The organism is Runella sp. R5_40 (genome assembly GCF_057652295.1).
The window spans coordinates 17,925-36,072 of sequence record NZ_JBYFCH010000019.1; the positions used below are offsets into that span (position 1 = coordinate 17,925).

The window sequence follows — 18,148 nt, forward strand, 5'->3', positions numbered from 1 at the left end:
CGTTGATTATGAACGAATAACAAATAACGGTTAACACCCTTAAAACTGGTCAAATGATAAATGCCCCACGGCTTCGTGCGCAATTTCGCGAATGTGTGGCAGCACGGGGTTGGTGTCTTCGGAGCGCCAAATTAAGTATAATTGGGTCAGATTTGGTAATTTAATGAAGCGTACACCCAACGCCGACGAACCCTGACGATACGAAATAGGAAGCACCGACAAACCGAGTTTCTTCTCCACCAACCGCAAAATCGTAGCGCCATAATTGGAGTGATAGACTACTTTTGGTCGAAAACCACCTTGTTCAAACACATTGTTCAGCAACTTTCCATAGTTGACATCCATCTCGATTTTGGGCAAAATAAAGCCCGATTCCAAACACTGCTCAATGCCCGTAAAGGTATGTTCATTGAGCCAATAATCGGTTGGAACAACCAAGGCAAAATGTTCTTCAAACAATAATTGTGTCGTAAACTGCGCATCTGTAGAAATTTCACGGGTAAAGCCCACGTCAATTTCGTGGCTCGACAAAGCTGCAATAAGCTCTACCTCAGCAATTTCTGTAAGTTGTACCTTCACATCGGGAAATCGTTGGTACATCATCGACAACACTTCGGGAAGAATAGAATAAAGTGCCGAACCAGGGTGTCCCATTCGTATCGTACCAATCGAACCACCGTGAATTCGTTGGGTTTGCTCAATGATATTCCTCAACTGAAGCTGCATTCGACTGATTTCATCTCGAAAATAGCTTCCCGCTGGTGTCAATTTTACGTTACGTTTGTCACGCTCAAACAAAACAACCCCCAACTCCTCTTCCAATTGCTGAATATGACGGCTGAGTGCAGGCTGAACAATAAATAGTTTCTCGGCAGCCCGCGAAAAATGCAACTCCTCTGCAACCCCCAAAAAATAATTCAGTTGACGGAAATCCATTTTATAAAAAGAAAATACTTATACGTTTTCAGCATAAATCTATCAAAAAATAACATTTCTAATTATTAAAACCACGTATTTAATTTGCACCATTACTTTAAAACTCACCACCACCTATACTGCCATGATACAAATTTTGGAGTACCAATCCGTCTATGAAGAACCCATTATTGACTTAATTTTAGACATTCAACAGCTTGAATTTAAAGTCCCCATCACCCTCGAAGACCAACCCGATTTGTTGATTATCCCTGAGTTTTATTGCAAAAATGCGGGTAATTTTTGGGTAGCAACTACCCTTGATGGTACGTTGGTAGGCACAATTGCCCTCATCGACATTGGCAACAACATGGGCGCTATCCGTAAAATGTTTGTTCACCATGATTTCCGTGGAAAAGCGTTTGGGGTGGCGTCTCGATTACTTTCTACGCTTACAAAGCACTGTGAATTACACCACATCGACCGATTATATTTGGGGACTAACCCTCGTTTACAGGCTGCAATGCGCTTTTATGAAAAAAATGGCTTTGCTCAAGTACCCGTTGAAGAATTACCCATTGAGTTTCCACGTATGGCAGTTGACAGTGTCTTTTACCAGAAAACGCTTCATTGATGTCTGTTTCAATCCAACCAGCAACCTTCCACGATGCACAAGCATTGCGAGATTTAAGCGAGCAAACGTTTATTGATACCTACGCCGTTTATAACACGCCCGAAAACATGGAAAAGCACATTTCCACGAAGTTTACCCTGGAGCAAATTCAAGCGGAACTTTCGGACTCCTCCGTTCAATACTTACTTCTGAAAAAAACAGAACAACTCATTGGCTTCACCAAATTGGTTAAAAACCATGCTCCGAAAGAACTATCGTCTGAAAACGCCATTGAAATAGAACGATTTTACGTGGACAAAGCCTTTCACGGGCAAAATTTGGGAAAGCACTTAATGAATGAAAGTCTGGATTGGTGCAAAAATTCGGGCTTTAAAACCGTTTGGCTAGGTGTTTGGGAAGAAAACACCCGCGCGTTACAGTTTTACGCCAAAATGGGCTTTGAGAAAATAGGTGAGCACGTTTTTGTACTTGGCACCGAAGTGCAGAATGATTATGTAATGGCTTTCAAATTATAAATTAAAATCAGGCGAATCACTCTCAATAACACCAACTTAGTGTATCTTGCTTTCCAAACATTTACTCAACAAAATTCGCAACACAATGGAAACAGGAACAGTCAAATGGTTCAACGATGCAAAAGGAATCGGGTTTATTGCCCGCGAACATGGAGTTGATGTATTTGTACACCACTCAAGTATTATTGCCGAAGGGTTCAGAACCCTCCACGAAGGTGATAGAGTTCGATTTGAGGTAGCGGAAAGCCCCAAAGGGCTCGTTGCCAAAAACGTAATGAGAATATAAGGAAGCCTATTTGACCACCAACTTTTCTTCCTTCTCAAACACCGTTATCGACAACGGATAGCTGCTGTCTAGTTTGTTGTAAGTAGCCGATTCTTGATTGAGGCGGTGTTTGGTTACTTTGGCGCGGAGTGTCAACGATTGAGAACTTTTCAAAATCTGTTTCAACACAAAAGAGCGTTCTTCGCCAGGATTTAGGTTGTTGTCTGAAAGTTTTTTAGCAGCAGGCCACCACTCCCATTTTTCTCCTATTCGGTCGGATTTTGAAGCAATAACCTTGTTTTCAGCATTTACGAGTTCCAACAAAATCGAGTAATAACGTTCGGGGTCACCCGTTGGAAGGCGGTGCCCTGCAAATTCATTTTTCAACGTCAGTCGGTAATCAAGTTCCTCGCCAACCTTGTAAGTAGTAGCTAACTTTGAAGTCGTAAACGATAGCCCATTCAGCCCCTTGGTTTTAGCGCCTTTTTCTTTCGGTATGCCCGACCCTGCAAAGTAGTGTAAATGGCTTAGCCGCTTGCCATAGCCTGTTACAATTTCTCTTTCTACAGGCTCCATGTGACAGCTAATGCACGTTTTTTGACCGTAAAAAGGCCCTTTTTTCCATTCATCGCCTGTCTCAAAGGTACAAACGAGCGTTGGCGTTACGACAGCACTGGCATTGTGGCACGAAATACAGAGTTTTTCTGATAAAAATTCGGGGTCTTTTTTAGTGGCGTGCGGGGCTTTGGCCGTCCCTGTTGTACCAATCACAACGTTGTCGCGCACGTGGCAACTCGCGCAATTGATTCCCTCCTGCTGAAGTTCGCGGTCAAAATGTGGATTTTTTTGTTTTACGGGCTGATAAATATCTCCGTCGAGCAGCCCCGAAACAACGTATTCTTGTTGATTTTGAAGCGGAATGTGGCAGTTGATGCACAAATATGGGCTAGATTCTTTCTTTAACTCCGCCTGAAACTGCTTGTCTGTCCACGCGTGAGAGTGCGTTGAATGCTGCCATTCTTCGTAATGTGCCTGATGGCAAGCTCCGCACTGTTTGGCGTTCAAAGAAGCCAATCCCTTGGGAACTTGCTGATGTGGCACCGCCTTTTCCCAGCTTTTAGTGAGTGGTACTACTTCTTTTTCAGTGGCTTTCAGATAGACTTGATACGCCACAATTCCCACAAAAACAGCAAGAGAAAGGTAAAACAGTTTTTTTGAGGACACTATTTTAAGTTTTTACGACGGTTACGTTGGAAATCTTCAAGCACAAAACCTCCCAAGCCTTTGAGGTTGCTGTAATACGCACGGCCGTTGTTGACCCGCGTAAATTCCTGTACAAATTGCTTCAAATAAGGATCTGACGCAATCATAAAGGTTGTAATCGGAATCTCCAATCGACGGCATTGCGCGGCCAACGTAAGCGTTTTGCTTACAATCTTGCGATCGAGGCCAAAGCTATTTTTATAGTACTTTATTCCTTCCTTCAAACAAGTCGGTTTTCCGTCGGTAATCATGAATATCTGCTTGTTTTTGGTCTTACGACGACGCAACAAATCCATCGCTAGTTCAAGTCCCGCAACCGTATTGGTATGGTAAGGCCCTACTTCCAAATACGGCAAGTCTTTGATTTGAATTTGCCAGGCGTCGTTTCCAAAAACGATGATGTCGAGCATATCTTTGGGATACTTGGTCTTAATCAACTCCGCCATCGCCAACGCTACTTTTTTGGCAGGGGTAATACGGTCTTCCCCGTACAAAATCATGGAGTGACTAATATCAATCATCAGCACCGTAGCCGTGCTAGTTTTCTGCTCTTTATCAACGACCTCTAAGTCGTTTTCTAACAAATAGAAATCTTCGGCTCCGTGGTTGATTTGCGCATTTTTAATGGATTCCGTCATCGAAATTTGTTCCAACGAATCCCCAAATTGAAAATTACGAACATCGCTACTCAGTTCGTCTCCCACGCCCGTGTAAGGTGTACGGTGATTGCCCCCCGACTTAGAACGTTTGAGCTTTCCAAAAATCTCTTCAAGGGCACTTTTACGAATACTCCGCTCGCTTTTGGGCGTCATCATAACTTGACCCTCTTCATTTTCTTCAGTAATGTAGCCTTTGCGTTTCAAATCGTCGAAAAAATCACCAATTCCGTATTGGTCATCTGTCAGTTTGTATTGACGGTCCAACTGATTCATCCACGACATCGCCTGCGACACATCGCCCGAAGTCATCAAAAGCAATTGTTGAAAGATATTCAACAACTCCTCAAACTTGTTTTTACCTGATTGCTCAGACGGTTTAAATTCAGAAAAGCGATGACCTATCATGTCTAAAAGGGTTAATATGTGGGTAACAAATTATTGAAGATAGAAGTTTAGAACCAACCACTACAAACTCCATAAAAAAATCCTCTCGCTACAAAGAGGAGAGGATCTTTTGGAGAATTTATACATTAAGCTTTTTCGCCGCAGAACTCTTCAAAAGCCGTAATGAGGTGTTCGCCAATCATTTGGGCATTACGTCCTTCGATGTGGTGGCGCTCAATAAAGTGCACCAATTCATCGTCTTTGAAAATCGCAATCGCTGGCGATGATGGAGGATATGGCAAGCAATACTCACGCATTTTGGCCGTTGCATCTTGGTCAGCACCCGCAAACACGGTTACCAAGTTATCAGGTTTCACGTCGCTGTAATGCAACGCTCCCAACACGCCTGGACGGGCTGCACCTGCTGCACAACCACACACCGAGTTTACAACGACCAAGGTCGTTCCTTTGGCATTGGCCATAAATTGATCCACTGCTTCAGCCGTTTCGAGGCTAGTAAAACCGTTATCGGTCAATTGAGCCCGCATAGGAGCTACTAAATGTGGAGGATACATAATCTGTTTACAGTTTTTAAGTTGACAGTTTTAAATATAGTATTCGCCTTTGGATTACATAAACCCAAGTTCGAGTCTGGCTTCGTCGCTCATCATATCTTGAGAGTACGGCGGATCCCAAGTCAGCTCAACGCTCACGTCGTTGATTCCCTCAATTTCGCGAATTTTTTGTTCTACCTCAACAGGAATTGTTCCTGCCGAAGGGCACGATGGCGACGTGAGGGTCATTTCAACATACACATTGTTGACAGGGAATATTTTTAGGTCATAAATCAAGCCAAGTTCCCACACGTCCACGGGGATTTCGGGGTCATATACTTGCTTGATGGCTTTGACTACTTCTTCTTTCAGTTCTGCTTCAGACATAATACGTAAGTGTTAAGCAATAAGTTGTTTTTGGGCAAAGTCTTTCATACGTACAATCATTGAAGCCAACCCACCTGCGCGGCGCGAAGTGATGATGGTTCTCATGCCAATTTTTTCAATGAAGTACAAATCTGCATTGGCTACGTCCTCTGGTTTTTCGCCCGAAAGGATTTTAATCAGCAAACTCACCAATCCTTTACTAATTTGGGCAGTAGGTTCGCTATCGGCTTCAAAATACACCCGGTCGCCACGCATTTCGGTATGTAACCACACCCGCGACTGGCAACCTTTGATGAGGTTATCATCAGTTTTATATTCCTCCGCAATCGGAGACAGTTTTTTTCCCAAGTCAATGATATACTGGGTTTTTTCCAATTGGTCATCGAAGAGGTCAAAATCTTCGATAAGAGCGTCCTGTTTTTCGTTAATTGTCATTTATGTTTTAACGAGCCATGCACTCGTTATTTTTGTTTAGCTCAACATTTTTTTAACTCTCTCTAACCCCACTACTAATTTATCAATTTCTTCTTTTGTATTATAAACGGCAAAAGAAGCGCGGGAAGTTCCGACAATTCCAAGACGTTTCATCAACGGCTGTGTGCAGTGGTGCCCCGTCCGAACGGCAATGCCTTGTTGGTCCAAAATGACGCCAATATCTTGCGGGTGAATGCCTTCCATTACAAACGATAATACACTTACTTTCTCCTTAGCCGTACCCACAATTCGCAAGCCTTCAATGCTTTGCAAGGCATCGGTTCCATATACCAAAAGCTCATGTTCATAATCAGCAATGGCCTGTTTTCCAAGCGCTTCTACGTACTCAACGGCCATTTTTGTCGCTACTACATCGGCAATGTTAGGCGTTCCTGCTTCAAATTTGTAGGGCAAATCATTGTACGTCGTTTTTTCAAACGTTACTTCTTTTATCATTTCTCCACCACCACGATAAGGCGGCATGGCGTTCAATATGTCTGTTTTGCCGTACAACACACCCATTCCCGTAGGACCGTACAATTTATGCATCGAAAACACGTAAAAATCACAATCCAACGCCTGAACGTCAATGTCAATGTGTGACGTAGCTTGTGCGCCATCAATCAGCACTTTTGCTCCTACTTCGTGCGCTTTTTTAATGATTTCAGCCACGGGATTAATGGTTCCCAACGCGTTTGAAACGTGCACAACCGACACCAATTTGGTTCGCTCTGAAAGCATTTTTTCAAACTCATCCATGAGCAATTCGCCTGCATCATTGATGGGAATGACCCGAAGTACGCAGCCTTTTTCTTCACAAAGCATCTGCCAAGGCACAATGTTGGAGTGGTGTTCAAGGGTGCTTATGATGATTTCATCCCCTTCTTTTAGAAAAGTACGGCCATACGATTGAGCCACTAGGTTGATTCCGTCGGTCGTTCCGTAGGTAAAAATGATTTCTTCTACGCGGGGTGCGTTAAGAAAGGTTTGGATTTTATGGCGCGAAGCCTCGAAAGCAGAGGTTGCTTTTTCGGCTAAAAAGTGAATACCACGGTGAATATTGGCGTTGTAATGCCCGTAATAATTGGCCAATGCCTCAAGAACAGGAAGGGGTTTTTGGGTAGTGGCTGCGTTGTCAAAGTAAACCAATGATTTACCGTGAACTACCTCATTGAGAATGGGAAAGTCTTGGCGTATTTTTTGAATATCTAGCATAAACACAGATAAGTGAGTTCCAAGTCAAAAATCAACCTACAATTGAGTATTCGGTTTGATTTATTGCTAATAGTTTTTGACTTTTGGTTAAGACAACAAAATAAAACAGAATTCAGTTTGGACATTTTCTAAATAAACTCAACTTCCCTATGAAAAAGCTCACCCTTAATGACTATGAAAGTGCCGTTGCGCCGATTTTAACGGATTTAAAAGCCCATTTTGAGAACAAAGAATTTGTGGTTTCGGATGTCATAGATGGTGAATTACATCAATACGTCAATCTCGTGCAAGAAGGTGGCGGCGTACTCGGAGTGGCGTTGGTAGGCTACACCTATGTGCTCGAAAAAATGGGCATTCGTTTTCTGAAACTGGCTGGGACTAGCGCAGGAGCCATTAATACCATGCTGTTGGCCAGTATCGGATACCGCAACGAAGAGAAATCGACTGAAGCCCTTAAAATTTTGTCCAGCACCAATCTTTTCGACTTTGTGGATGCCTTTTGGGTGGTAAAGCGCATAATCGCTTGGGCTATGAAATATAAGCCCAAGTTGACAATCAAAGCGTTGTTTTCGGCGATTGGTCTTAGCCTAATTCTTGCCGTCGTATGTAGTATTTTTTACTGGATTTACCGAGACGCCCCCTCTACGCCTGCCCTCGTTAGCATTTTATATGCCATTAGCGGAGTGTTACTTATTTGTTCGGCCGTGATTGTCAGCTACGTTTATTATTTGTATTACCGTTTCAAACGCAGCCGATTTGGCATAAGCAAGGGTAATGCTTTTTTAAAATGGATGCAAGGCATTTTAGAAAACAATGGAATTTCTTCCTTGAAAGATTTTCGTGAAAAAATTGAAAAAACGGCGACCCACATTCAACTCCGCCCAACGCGCGAAGACCACTTAAAAGTGACTGACCTCAATCAACCCAAACTAGAGGATTCTATTACCATCATTGCCTGCGACATTACAAAACAAGTGAAAGTGGAGTTTCCCAAAATGTGGCGATTGTACTGGGACGACGAAGCCCGAGTTCAGCCCTCTGCTTTTGTACGTTCTTCGATGTCGGTTCCAATTTTTTTTGAGGCATTCCAAATCAATAATATTCCCAAAAACAGCGTAAAAGAAGCTTGGAAAGAATTCTTTTTGGTAGAAAACCTCAGTGATATTCCTAGTGATGTGCAGTTTGTTGACGGCGGGATTGTCTCCAATTTCCCCATCAACGTTTTTTTCAACCCCAACCTCAAAACCCCTCGTTTGCCTACGTTTGGGATTAAGCTCGACGACGATGCCACTACCATTCATGAATACGAGACATTTGGCAGTTTTATCATGGGTATGTTTAACACCGTTAGGTTTAATTACGACCGTGAATTTTTGCTAAAAAACCGAGATTTTGAGAAAACCATTGGCCGAATTGACGTTCGAGGATTTAATTGGCTCAATTTTAACATTTCGGACGAAGAAAAGTGCCAACTTTTTGTAAAAGGAGCGCAAACTGCCGCCGACTTTTTGAAAAAATTTGACTGGGAAGCCTACAAAAAAGGAAGAGAGCAAATGTACCATGACTTACACGCTGCATGAATTCATACCGCATTTTACCCGACCGCCAAATAAGGTGCACCATTCCTGTAGAAAGTCATTGTATTAAGTTTGGGGATTCTTTACCTTTCTGCCAACAACTTTAAAACTACCTATAGTCATGGTCAATGCAAAACACTTAGCAACGTTCATTTTAGGCGCCGCCGCTGGCGTAGCTTTACACAAGTACCTACAAACCGAAGAAGGTGAAAAGACATTTGAGGATTTAAAGGCGAAGGCCAACGACCTCAAGGGAGAAGCCGAACAAGCACTGGATAAAATGCCTGAGTATTTTGAACAACTCAAAACGGAAGGTTCTGAGGCTTTGAAGAAATATACGCCCGAGGCAGAACGTCTTTTGCAAGAGCTGCTAGACAGCATAAAAGGCAAAACGCCTACCGCCGAAGCCGTCCCCAACGACCCACCGTCACAAGGATAGGCACAAAAGCAAAAGGCGCGTTTGAAACGCGCCTTTTGTATATCCACATCTGCTGAGACGGCTTATTCTTCGCCTGCTACGCTGATGCTTACTGTGTGTTTCACTTCTTTGTGAAGGTCAAGTTGTGCTTTGTAAGTACCTACAACTTTCACATCTTCGATAGTGATTTTCTTACGGTCAACATCAAAACCTTTTGCTTTAAGTGCGTCAGAGATTTGGATGCTAGTAACGCGACCGAAGATTTTTCCGCTTTCACCCACTTTTGCAGCGATGTTAAGCGTAATATCTCCAATAGCAGCCGCCAAGTCTTCGGCATCTTTCTTGAGTTTTTCTGCTTTGTGAGCAGCTTGCTTCAAGTTTTCAGCTAATTGTTTTTTGTTTGAATCGGTCGCCATTACCGCAAATCCTTGCGGAATGAGATAGTTACGACCATAGCCAGGTTTAACGTCAACGACGTCGTTCTTATAACCAAGCCCAGCAATATCAGTTCTTAAAATAACTTGCATCGTCAGTTTCTCCTTCCGTTTTTTACTTTAATTGGTCAGCTACATACGGTAATAAAGCCAAGTGACGCGCACGCTTGATAGCTTGCGACACTTTGCGCTGATACTTCAAAGAAGTACCAGTAAGGCGGCGAGGTAAAATTCTACCTTGCTCATTTACCAATTTCAATAAGAAATTTGGGTCTTTGTAATCAATAAATTTGATACCCGCTTTCTTAAAACGGCAGTACTTTTTGCGATTTTGGTTACGCTCGATTGGTTCGTTTACAAGTGTCATGTCTTGGCCCTCCTTAGTTGTTTTCAGTTTGTTTTTTTCCAACTAATCCACTGCGCTTACGCTCAGCATAAGTTACGTGGTGCTTTTCCATAGCAACTGTCAAATAACGCATAACGCGCTCATCGCGACGGAATTCAGTCTCAACCGTTTGGATAAGGCTAGGCTCCGACTTGAACTCAATCAAGTGATAAAAACCAGTGTTTTTGTTTTGGATTGGGTAGGCCAATTTCTTGAGCCCCCAACTCTCTTCGTGTACGAGTTCCGCGCCGTTATCGGTAAGGAGTTTGCGGAACTTATCAACGGTGTCCTTCATCTGTTGATCAGATAAAACGGGAGTCATAATGAACACCATCTCATACTGTTTTGTGAACATACTGAGAATTGTTAAATGTGTATAAAAATAAACTCATTGAAAATGAGCCCGCAAAGGTAGTGTTTTAATTCTAAAATCTCAAATATTACGACCCATTTAGTTGGAAAATAAAAAAAGAACTGTAGTTTTGATACTCAAACTACACGTTTTTATAGCTTAAAATGTCCACAAACGCCATTTTGCCATGCCTACCCCTAACATTCAGCTAACAAGCGACTTCAAAAAGATGACGACCAAAGCCATTTTGGCGATTTCCTTCTTTGTTATAGTGTATCTAATTTTAATTGTGTTGGCTATTGGCCTCACATTTTTAAGCAGTTACTTAGGTATCATGTTTATTACCCTCAAGGTACAATGGTTCACCATTGCGGTAGGCATTGGACTTATCGTTATGGGATTGCTTGTTCTTTTATTTTTGTTAAAGTTCATGTTCAAAAAACACATAGTGGACCGCTCTCACTTAGTCGAACTTACAGCAGAAAGCGACCCTCATCTATTTGCCTTCATAGATTCCCTTGTTAAAGAAGTTGGTACTCAGTTCCCAAAGAAAATTTATCTTTCTGCCGACGTCAATGCCTGTGTTTTTTACGATTCTAGCTTTTGGAGTATGTTTTTACCCATTCGCAAAAACCTCCAAATAGGATTGGCGCTTGTCAATTCTGTTTCGGTACATGAGTTTAAAGCCATACTTGCGCATGAGTTTGGGCACTTTTCTCAACGGAGTATGAAGATTGGGAGTTACGTGTATAACGTTAACCAAATTATTTATAACATGCTTTATGAAAACAACTGGTACGGGACCCTAGCTCAAAAAATTGCGGATATACACGTGATTATTGGCTTTTTCGTCATGGTGGCGGTTAAAATCATCCAAGGTATTCAATTTATCCTCCGCAAAGTTTACGAGGTCGTCAACCTCAGTTACATGAGCCTTTCTCGTGAAATGGAATTTCACGCCGACGAAGTAGCGGCTCACATTGCAGGTTCTAAACCTTTAATTACTTCGCTTTTACGTTTTAGCCTCGCCGACGAGGCCTATAATAATGTACTCAGTTACTATGATGAAAGGTTTACCGAAGCCGTTACGACTAACAATATTTACCCACAACACTATTTTGTGCTCAATTTTTTGGGCAAGGAAAATGGGCTCCCTGTTGTGAATCAATTACCCATGGTGGGACTAGAACAACTCAATCGTTACAATAAGTCAAAATTGGTAATTACTGATCAATGGGCCTCCCACCCAAGTACCGAGGATAGGATTAAACGGCTAGAACAGCTTGACCTTGTGCCAACTCACGAAGATTTGCGACCTGCTTCAGCCGTATTCAGCCATATTGAAGCCCATCAGCAACTTCTTACACAAAAGATTTTCTCTACCGTTGTTTATTCAAAACCAACGACTGAGCTTCCAGCCCAGAAATTCGCAACGGATTATACGGAGAACTATCATAAACGTCGGTTTAGCTCATTTTTTAACGGATACTTCGACAGCCAAAATTTACTTACCCAACTTCCCAATGAACCTTCGAACTTCGCGCCAAACCGCAATTTAAATGAGTTATTTGGGGCAAAAATGCTAGAAACCCTCAACAACACCATGGCACTAAGCTATGATTTAATCATCCTTAAACAAATTGCAGAAGATAACACAGGTATCAAAACCTTTGACTATGACGGGGTCAAATACACTGTCAATGACCTAGCCCAACTCCTGCCCTCATTGGAAAAAGAGTTAGATGAATTAAAAGTAAAAGTTGAAGAAAACGACCACGCGATTTACCATTATTTTCATCACTTGGCTACCCAAAAAGGAGAAATTGAGCAGTTTAACGTGGTCTATCATTCATTTATCGAATTTGACAGATGGAGTGATGAAGCAATGGAAATTTCAAGCAAATTGTCAGATTCACTTCAATTTATACAAGAAACCACGCCCTTCGAGACGATTAGAGAAAACTTAATAACGGTAGGCAAAATAGAAGGCGATTTTAAGCAACACATTGGAAAGCTTTTAGATTTTTCGCTCGTTGAGACGGAATTATCCCCTCAAATGAAGGAAAATTTCAAAAAATACCTCTCAAAGACGTGGGATTATTTTACCCAACCTAGCTATGACGACGAAGCTATCAATGTCCTTTTTGATGCCATTCGTAACTTCAATACGGCCGTTACGAGGGGCTACTTTCTGTACAAAAAACAGGTATTATATTTCTATGAAAGCCTAGTATCTGCCCCTCTCGACTAGTGCATCTTAGCATCTTTCTCTCCCGCTTCTACCCGTATTGCGAGGTTATTTTCGGCAGGAGGCAATGGACAAGTCGCGTAAGGACTAAACGCACAGGGTGGATTGATAGACTTGTTAAAGTCCAATACGACATTTCCTGCCTCGTCGGGCACATCTGTGTATAAAAAGCGCCCTGCACCGTAGGTTTCGTGGGAAGTAGTTTTGTCCTTGAAAATAATAAACAATCGTCCACCTCCTGCGTCTGTCGCAGCTAGGCGGTACGTTTTTCCGTTATGTTGAAACACAGCATGACCCACCAACGATTGTTGGCTTACCAATCCCAATACATCAGTAATGGCAATGGTGCGTGGAGTAGCTGGTTTTTCAAGCTTTGCCTTTATTTTCCACGATTCATTGACCACAAACCGCTCAACACCTTTAAAATGCGCCAAAGCGGGATGTTCCAAATCCCGAAGTCGAATGCCATATTTTGGTCCACGTTTGATGATAAACCACCGAAGAGCGCCTTGTTCCATGGTAGTTGTTTTGCCCTCCTCAAACACAAATTCGGGAGAAGTTTCTATCTCAATCAGTTTTACCTGTGCATCTGAATGCGCCTTGAAACTCACTTTACCATCACGGAGTACTAGCGTCCCTACTTGTTTTGATGCTTTTTTGGGAAAAACAATGTCATTTTTCTCGTCGCTTCCAAAGGTATTATCTCCTTCTTTCAGCCAAAATAAACCTGCGAGGTTCAACCAACCTTCTTCACTTTTCAGCCCATCCATGCGTTTTTGATGCCACTGATTTATTTCATTTTGGTACGTTCCTTCCTCATTGTTTGGGATAAAACTTACCAATAAAACACTGAAACCTAGCGCTAAAAAAAGAAGTACAGAATTGGTTTTCATAATTTAGTCTTCGGGGTATGGAATGAAAATAAAGCCAGCAAAATCGCCTTGAATGACAAATAGACAGCAGTATTCGTCGGGGTTTTTATAGTTTTCTTTGAACAATTCGATGGATTCAAGACCTACGAGATTGCGTTGGATAAATTCGTCTAACATGGAAGCGCGGTACGACCATTCGTTTTCTAGCTCGGTTTTTCCAATCAGCAATACCCCAAGTTCTATCTCTTTTTGTACCGCCACAAAAATGGGGTGGGTGGAAAAGCCTCGCTTCCGAATTTGATAGGAAGCTTCTTTGAGCTGGTCAGAAACCTTGACAAAATCTTGTGATACTATCCCCAAAAGCTGTTTGTTTACTTCGGGTGAATTAGCATCATCCATTAAGGTATTTTCGTTGCTGTGGTTAATCATGTTTTTTGAATGTCGAATGTAAAAATTCAGATTATTGAATACAATCTGACTAGAGCCGTGCTGCCAATAACAAGCTAAGGTCTTTGTGACGCATCGAAAACTTCTTGGCGATAAAAGGATTTGTCAACGTGCCACGGTGCGTATAAACTCCTTTACTAAACCAACGACGTGCGTACATCATTTCCTCAACGCCTCCTAACGAGCCCATTTTCAACAACATAGGCAAAAAGACGTTGCTCAACGTAACACTAGCCGTATGTGCCACCCGCGATGCAATGTTGGGCACACAATAATGAATGACGTCGTATTGTCGGTAAATCGGGTCTTTGTGGGTCGTAATTCGCGAGGTTTCGATGCAGCCTCCTTGGTCGATGGACACGTCGATAATCACCGAGTTGGGTTTCATTTTTGAGACCATTTCTTCGGTAACAACGTAAATATTTTGGCCGTCTTCGGGGCGCAGAGCACCAATAACGACATCGGCCCGCTGCACGGCTTCCGAAAGCGTATCTGACTCAATAATTGAGGTATAAATGTGCTGCCCAATGGCATATTTCAGCCGTTGGAGACGGTAAATGTGTTGGTCAAAAATTTTGATTTCTGCCCCTAGCCCCAGCGCTGTACGGGCGGCGTATTCAGCCACAGTTCCCGCACCGATGATGACTACTTTGGTGGGTGGAACTCCCGTAATTCCGCCCAAAATTATCCCTCTCCCCTTGTTGGCACTGCTCAAATACTCGGCGGCAATGAGCATAACGGTACTTCCTGCAATTTCGCTCAATGAACGTATCACAGGCTGACCACCAGCAGGGTCTTCGATGTACTCGTAGCCAAGTGCCGTAATATTTTTCTGATTGAGGTGTTCAAAATATGAACGGTCGCGGGTGGGAAGATTGAGCGCCGAAATAATGGTTTGGCCATTTTTCAGGATTCCAAACTCTTGCTCTACAAGGGGTTCAATTTTAAGGATTAAATCACTCGTAAAAACCTCTTGGGGCGAAAACACAATCTGCGCTCCAGCTTCGCTGTATTCATTATCGGGAAACTGAGCCCCTTCTCCCGCTCCCTTTTCCACAACGACTCGGTGACCATTTCGAACCAAAATCGCCACGGCTTCGGGCGTCAGTGCAATGCGGTTTTCTTGCAGAGATATTTCTTTTGGAAGCCCAATCAACAAGCTTTGCTGGCTTGTTTTGAGCGGGACAAGCGCTTCTTGCGGATACAAAGCTGTTTGTTGCGCCAATTCGCCAAAACCCATCATGTCCAAATTAGTCGATTTACGTTTGTTGATTTATGCTTTTTTGAGAACTTCCAGCTTCCGATACCCATCTGGCAGGCTCGAAATATGGATTTCTACGTAACTTTCTGGTAAAAGTTCTTCGATTCGGTCGGGCCATTCAATCAAACAAATATAGCCAGAATCGAGGTATTCTTCAACCCCAATATCGTACGCCTCAGCCGTATTTTTTAGTCTATAACAATCAAAATGGTAAATCGTTTCCCCATCGGCGGTGATATATTCATTCACAATCGAAAACGTCGGACTTTGAACGTTATTCATCACCCCCATGACCTTGCCTAGCGCCTTCACAAACGTTGTTTTTCCCGCTCCCATGGCTCCATTCAATAGCCAAATGGTTTCGTTCCCACAAGCTTGTAGGACTTTGGCAGCCACCTCTTCGATGTCTTCTAACCCAAAACGTTCGATGCTTAACAATGTCATTTTAAAGTACGCCTTGTTTTTTAAGATCTTTGGTCAATTGCTCCATCAACAACCGATGAGCCACAGGATTTGGGTGTCCATCGTACGTAAGCTGGTACTGTTTTGCTGGATAGGGAAAAAGCTGACGATAATCCAGCACTTTTATCCCCCTTTCTTTCAACAATGCAGGCATAGGTGAATCCTTTTTCAAGGCATCGGGGTACAAAATCACGTAAAACTTATCGTTTTTAAACTGCTTTTTGTACTCGTCTTCCGTTGCTTTAATCAGATTTGCCGTCAATTCGTAATCTTTCGGGCGATACACAAAAGGAAAATCCATCGCAAAATGCTGACGAACTTTGCTTTTAAACAACATCATTCCAAAACGGTATTTCAAAGGGTGGGCAAACCGATAGACCCCTTGCGTTTGCATGGTTTTTTCATCAATATCGGGAAAATAGCCATCGTACATGCCAATCCAGCCTACCGACGGAATAGCTCGGTTGACGTGGTCTTCGATGTAGGTATAAATCCCAATACCGTCTTTTTGAGCCACTTGTTGCACAACATTTTGGTGCTGCAAACGAGCCAGTGCATGTCGCGGAGAATAACCAAAGAAGCCATAATTGTACGCCTGAACGTCAGCGTTGTCTTTTTGGAAATAATAAGGCATGGTTTCATTGTCGCGCACGGCATCTCCGTAGGTAAACGAGCACCCAAAAAACAGCGCATATTTATTTCGCACAGTTTGTGCAGAATCAGCAAAAGGCGTAATCCGCCGCGAGAACGAATCGACCTTCATCGGAATTTGAATAAAAGGCTTTCCGTCCAGCGTTTTGGCCCAAACAAAAGTATGATTTGGAATGGGCTTACGTCCCAAAAATTCGTCAAAAGCATAGCTCGAATCATACGCAGGACCAGCATACTGAGGCCCCGTTGGGGTGGTAGGTTGTTTTTGACCCGCATCATGTATCCATCCAACGGCCGTTTCTACCCCCAAAATCACGAGTACAATCGTTACCACCGAAAGTAGGATATTTTGCAAAAGAGGTGATGAATTTCTGATAAGTAGCGACAATGCCACCAACGACACTGCCCAAGCGGCTACGCGAAAGCCAATCAGGCGCAAATCGTAGTCAAACCAAACGCCATCACCGTTTCCCACAAAAAACTCAACCCCGATAAGCACCACTAACAACAGCGTCACTAGCGATATAAAAACGCCCAGTCGGGCAAGCAATGTCTTATTTTTTTCAAAAAATTGCATTCGTAAAAAGCTGTTCAAAATGAGCCCACAAAGGTACAAATTAATCCTACGCCCGCAGTCCTGCTCGCACGTATTTTATCCCCAACTTTACAGTAACTTTGTCGTAAAAAACGCTTCGGTAAGAAAGAAAACGCATTTTTAGTCGCATGAACTCACCACTTGACCCCGTTGTAAATGTCGGATTAATTGGGTTTGGCCTTTCGGGACGGTACTTCCACGCCCCTTTTTTAGCCACAAATCCACATTTTAAACTTTCAAAAGTTGTTACCCGCAACACCACTTCGGTCCACGATTTTGACCCAACTATTGCCGTTGTAGGCAGTGCAGAAGCGCTTTTGGCCGATTCAGAAATCGACTTGGTATTTATTTGTACCCCCAACGACCTCCACTTCCCTTACGCAAAAGCGGCTTTGGAGGCTGGCAAACACGTTGTTATCGAAAAACCTTTTACCAATACCACTGCCGAAGCTGATATTTTAATTGCATTGGCGGCCGAGAAAGGACTAACAATTACGGCTTATCAAAACCGCCGTTGGGACTCCGACTTCCTGACGATTCAGGCGTTATTACGGGAAAATAAATTGGGCGACATCGTAGAATACGAAGCTCATTTTGACCGTTTTCGCCCCGAAGTAGCTAAAGGTACCTGGAAAGAAGTGGCGTCGGCGGGCGCGGGTAATCTCTATAATTTAGGGCCTCATTTGATTGATCAAGCCCTCGTGCTTTTTGGTACGCCCAAAAGCGTAACGGCCACCATCAAAACCATTCGTCCTGACGGAGAGACGGACGATTATTTTGACATTCAAATGAACTATACAGACAAACGCGTCATTTTGAAAGCCAGTCTGATGGTGTTCCAAAACGACCTTCGCTACATTATTCATGGCAATAAAGGCAGCTTTTTTAAGTCAGGATTGGATGTTCAGGAAGAAACGCTTCGCAAAAATGCGCTACCCAACACTGATGACTGGGGAAGCGAACCAGAAAAGCTTTGGGGAACACTTTATACCGAGGCAGGTGCGGAAATAATCCCGAGCCAAGCTGGGCATTATGCCCCTTTTTACGAAAATGTGTATCAAGCGATTGTCAATAAAGTGCCATTAGAGGTGACACCTCAACAAGCTCGAAATACCACCCGAGTGATGGAATTAGCCCTCGAAAGTAGCCAGTCGGGAAAAACTATCGCTTTTGAATAACAA

General features: G+C 43.0%; 22 protein-coding genes. 7 read left to right on the forward strand and 15 right to left on the reverse strand.

Annotation, left to right across the window (positions count from 1 at the left end; translation table 11 throughout):
- Window positions 1-39: 39 nt before the first annotated feature.
- The gene (locus tag AC23N5_RS23910; RefSeq protein ID WP_183976799.1) at window positions 40-936 is read right to left on the reverse strand and encodes a LysR family transcriptional regulator; all 897 of its coding nucleotides are present in this window, start codon (window positions 934-936) and stop codon (window positions 40-42) included.
- A 124-nt stretch (window positions 937-1,060) separates the two neighbouring features.
- Between AC23N5_RS23910 and AC23N5_RS23915 the strand changes: the two genes are divergently transcribed.
- From AC23N5_RS23915 to AC23N5_RS23925, 3 genes are all read left to right on the forward strand, one after another.
- On the forward strand, window positions 1,061-1,549 hold the full coding sequence (locus tag AC23N5_RS23915) for a GNAT family N-acetyltransferase (protein WP_183976800.1): 489 nt from the start codon (window positions 1,061-1,063) through the stop codon (window positions 1,547-1,549).
- Window positions 1,549-2,064 carry an N-acetyltransferase family protein gene (locus AC23N5_RS23920; protein ID WP_487757549.1) on the forward strand — a complete coding sequence of 172 codons (516 nt, stop codon included), beginning with the start codon at window positions 1,549-1,551 and terminating at the stop codon, window positions 2,062-2,064. The genes AC23N5_RS23915 and AC23N5_RS23920 overlap by 1 nt, the downstream gene beginning before the upstream one ends.
- 85 nt (window positions 2,065-2,149) lie before the next feature.
- Window positions 2,150-2,350, forward strand: a complete 201-nt coding sequence (locus AC23N5_RS23925; RefSeq protein WP_487757550.1) for a cold-shock protein — start codon at window positions 2,150-2,152, stop codon at window positions 2,348-2,350.
- Window positions 2,351-2,356: 6 nt separating this feature from the next.
- On the opposite strand, the gene AC23N5_RS23930 is transcribed toward AC23N5_RS23925, so the two are convergent.
- The 6 genes from AC23N5_RS23930 to AC23N5_RS23955 form a co-directional block, all read right to left on the reverse strand.
- On the reverse strand, window positions 2,357-3,553 hold the full coding sequence (locus AC23N5_RS23930; RefSeq protein ID WP_487757551.1) for a multiheme c-type cytochrome: 1,197 nt from the start codon (window positions 3,551-3,553) through the stop codon (window positions 2,357-2,359).
- Window positions 3,553-4,656 (reverse strand): vWA domain-containing protein, encoded by a 1,104-nt coding sequence (locus AC23N5_RS23935; RefSeq protein WP_183976808.1) that lies wholly within the window; start codon window positions 4,654-4,656, stop codon window positions 3,553-3,555. The genes AC23N5_RS23930 and AC23N5_RS23935 overlap by 1 nt, the downstream gene beginning before the upstream one ends.
- Window positions 4,657-4,781: 125 nt before the next feature.
- A complete protein-coding gene (locus AC23N5_RS23940; protein WP_487757552.1) occupies window positions 4,782-5,210 on the reverse strand; it encodes a BrxA/BrxB family bacilliredoxin in 429 nt (142 codons plus the stop codon).
- A 54-nt stretch (window positions 5,211-5,264) separates the two neighbouring features.
- Window positions 5,265-5,576 (reverse strand): SUF system Fe-S cluster assembly protein, encoded by a 312-nt coding sequence (locus AC23N5_RS23945; protein ID WP_183976814.1) that lies wholly within the window; start codon window positions 5,574-5,576, stop codon window positions 5,265-5,267.
- 12 nt (window positions 5,577-5,588) lie between these two features.
- Window positions 5,589-6,011, reverse strand: a complete 423-nt coding sequence (locus AC23N5_RS23950) for a SufE family protein (protein ID WP_487757553.1) — start codon at window positions 6,009-6,011, stop codon at window positions 5,589-5,591.
- 36 nt (window positions 6,012-6,047) lie between these two features.
- A complete protein-coding gene (locus AC23N5_RS23955; protein WP_487757554.1) occupies window positions 6,048-7,265 on the reverse strand; it encodes a SufS family cysteine desulfurase in 1,218 nt (405 codons plus the stop codon).
- Between the two features lie 149 nt (window positions 7,266-7,414).
- On the opposite strand from AC23N5_RS23955, the gene AC23N5_RS23960 reads away from it, so the two are divergent.
- Both AC23N5_RS23960 and AC23N5_RS23965 read left to right on the forward strand, forming a co-directional pair.
- Window positions 7,415-8,845, forward strand: a complete 1,431-nt coding sequence (locus tag AC23N5_RS23960) for a patatin-like phospholipase family protein (RefSeq protein WP_487757555.1) — start codon at window positions 7,415-7,417, stop codon at window positions 8,843-8,845.
- Between the two features lie 118 nt (window positions 8,846-8,963).
- The gene (locus AC23N5_RS23965) at window positions 8,964-9,281 is read left to right on the forward strand and encodes a YtxH domain-containing protein (RefSeq protein ID WP_028524475.1); all 318 of its coding nucleotides are present in this window, start codon (window positions 8,964-8,966) and stop codon (window positions 9,279-9,281) included.
- 62 nt (window positions 9,282-9,343) lie between these two features.
- Here the strand turns inward: AC23N5_RS23965 and rplI are convergent, their stop codons facing one another.
- Genes rplI through rpsF form a run of 3 tightly spaced genes read right to left on the reverse strand, consistent with a single transcriptional unit; the run spans window position 9,344 to window position 10,434 of the window.
- The gene (gene rplI, locus AC23N5_RS23970; protein ID WP_183976820.1) at window positions 9,344-9,787 is read right to left on the reverse strand and encodes a 50S ribosomal protein L9; all 444 of its coding nucleotides are present in this window, start codon (window positions 9,785-9,787) and stop codon (window positions 9,344-9,346) included.
- A gap of 22 nt (window positions 9,788-9,809) precedes the next feature.
- On the reverse strand, window positions 9,810-10,061 hold the full coding sequence (rpsR, locus tag AC23N5_RS23975; protein WP_028524477.1) for a 30S ribosomal protein S18: 252 nt from the start codon (window positions 10,059-10,061) through the stop codon (window positions 9,810-9,812).
- A 13-nt stretch (window positions 10,062-10,074) separates the two neighbouring features.
- Window positions 10,075-10,434 carry a 30S ribosomal protein S6 gene (gene rpsF / locus AC23N5_RS23980; protein ID WP_028524478.1) on the reverse strand — a complete coding sequence of 120 codons (360 nt, stop codon included), beginning with the start codon at window positions 10,432-10,434 and terminating at the stop codon, window positions 10,075-10,077.
- A gap of 184 nt (window positions 10,435-10,618) precedes the next feature.
- Here rpsF and AC23N5_RS23985 point away from each other — a divergent pair, with 184 nt between their 5' ends.
- The gene (locus AC23N5_RS23985; RefSeq protein ID WP_487757556.1) at window positions 10,619-12,682 is read left to right on the forward strand and encodes a M48 family metalloprotease; all 2,064 of its coding nucleotides are present in this window, start codon (window positions 10,619-10,621) and stop codon (window positions 12,680-12,682) included.
- Here AC23N5_RS23985 and AC23N5_RS23990 read toward each other — a convergent pair.
- From AC23N5_RS23990 to AC23N5_RS24010, 5 genes are read right to left on the reverse strand one after another with little or no spacing between them, the layout of a single operon-like run.
- On the reverse strand, window positions 12,679-13,572 hold the full coding sequence (locus AC23N5_RS23990) for a DUF1684 domain-containing protein (protein WP_487757557.1): 894 nt from the start codon (window positions 13,570-13,572) through the stop codon (window positions 12,679-12,681). The genes AC23N5_RS23985 and AC23N5_RS23990 overlap by 4 nt on opposite strands.
- Before the next feature lie 3 nt (window positions 13,573-13,575).
- Entirely contained in the window at window positions 13,576-13,980 is a 405-nt protein-coding gene (locus AC23N5_RS23995; RefSeq protein WP_028524481.1) for a hypothetical protein, read from the reverse strand.
- 49 nt (window positions 13,981-14,029) lie between these two features.
- Complete coding sequence (locus AC23N5_RS24000; protein WP_487757558.1) at window positions 14,030-15,241, reverse strand: alanine dehydrogenase; 1,212 nt, start codon at window positions 15,239-15,241, stop codon at window positions 14,030-14,032.
- Between the two features lie 30 nt (window positions 15,242-15,271).
- Complete coding sequence (gene tsaE, locus AC23N5_RS24005; protein ID WP_487757559.1) at window positions 15,272-15,703, reverse strand: tRNA (adenosine(37)-N6)-threonylcarbamoyltransferase complex ATPase subunit type 1 TsaE; 432 nt, start codon at window positions 15,701-15,703, stop codon at window positions 15,272-15,274.
- Window position 15,704: 1 nt separating this feature from the next.
- The gene (locus AC23N5_RS24010; RefSeq protein ID WP_487757560.1) at window positions 15,705-16,949 is read right to left on the reverse strand and encodes a hypothetical protein; all 1,245 of its coding nucleotides are present in this window, start codon (window positions 16,947-16,949) and stop codon (window positions 15,705-15,707) included.
- Between the two features lie 146 nt (window positions 16,950-17,095).
- Here AC23N5_RS24010 and AC23N5_RS24015 point away from each other — a divergent pair, with 146 nt between their 5' ends.
- Window positions 17,096-18,145, forward strand: a complete 1,050-nt coding sequence (locus AC23N5_RS24015; RefSeq protein WP_487757561.1) for an oxidoreductase — start codon at window positions 17,096-17,098, stop codon at window positions 18,143-18,145.
- The last annotated feature ends 3 nt before the right edge of the window (window positions 18,146-18,148 follow it).